We start from the raw sequence: 1044 nt of genomic DNA on the forward strand, positions 1-1044 counted from the left end.
GCCGAGGGGCGGCGGGTGGGGGACGACGCGGCTGCCGCCGGGGCGCCCGCTGGACTGTCCGCCGGGATGCCCGCCGCGCTGTCCGACGTGGTCGCGACCGTGCGGGAGCGGGAGGCCCGGGTGCGGGCCCGTCCGGGGGACCACGTCTCGTGGGCGGTGCTCGGCGTGGCGTACGTCGAGCGGGCCCGCCGGACCGGCGGCGTCACCGACTACCCCCGGGCCGAGCGGGCCCTGCGCACCTCGCTGCGGCTCCGTCCGAGCGGCAACGCGGACGCCTTGGAAGGCCTCACCGCCCTCGCAGTCGCCCGCCGTGACTTCCGGGCGGCGAAGACCTGGGGCGAGGAGGCCGTACGGGTGGCGCCGGGGCGCTGGACCTCGTACGCGCTGCTCATCGACGCGTACGACGGGCTCGGCCGGTACAAGGCCGCGCGCGCGACCCGGGACAGGATGCTCGCCGTCGACTCCGGGCCCGCGGCCACGGCGCGTGCCGCGCGGGTCTCCTGGGACCAGGGGGCGCGCGAGGACGCGGCCGCGGCGCTCTCGGACGCGGCGGCCGCCGAGACGTCGGCGGCGGGGCCGTCGGCCGCGGGTGCGGCGTGGTGGGTACGGGCCGGGGAGCTGGCCTGGGAGCGAGGGGAGGCGGAGCAGTCGTTGCGGTACTGCGAGGCCGGCGGGTCCGCCTCCGCCGGGGGTGAGCCCGACGCCGGGGCGTGCCGGGCGCGGGCGCTGGTCGCGCTGGGGCGGACGGCGGAAGGGGTGCGGGCGTACCGGGTGGCGCTGTCGCGGCGGCCGTCCGCTGAAGTCGCCCTGCGGTTGGGTGAGGTGTACGAGTCGCTGGGGCGGGCGAAGGAGGCGCGGGAGCAGTACGGCGTGGTGCGGGCGCTGATGACGCGGTCGGCCGCGGCCGGGGTGAACGAGTCGCTCGTCCTCGGGGCGCTGGAGGCGGACCACGGGGATCCGGCGGAGGCGGTGCGGGTGCTGCGGGCGGAGTGGGAGCGGCAGCCGGGGTTGCGGGTGGCGGATGCGTTGGGGTGGGCGTTGCAT

Annotated in this window: 1 protein-coding gene; it reads left to right on the forward strand. The window is 79.1% G+C overall.

The features are described 5' to 3' along the window. Positions 1–15: 15 nt before the first annotated feature. The coding region (locus P1P70_RS45035) for a tetratricopeptide repeat protein (RefSeq protein WP_319248334.1) at positions 16–1044 on the forward strand (1029 nt) is incomplete at its 3' end.

It is taken from the genome of Streptomyces sp. MB09-02B, from assembly GCF_033794485.1.
GTDB lineage: Bacteria > Actinomycetota > Actinomycetes > Streptomycetales > Streptomycetaceae > Streptomyces.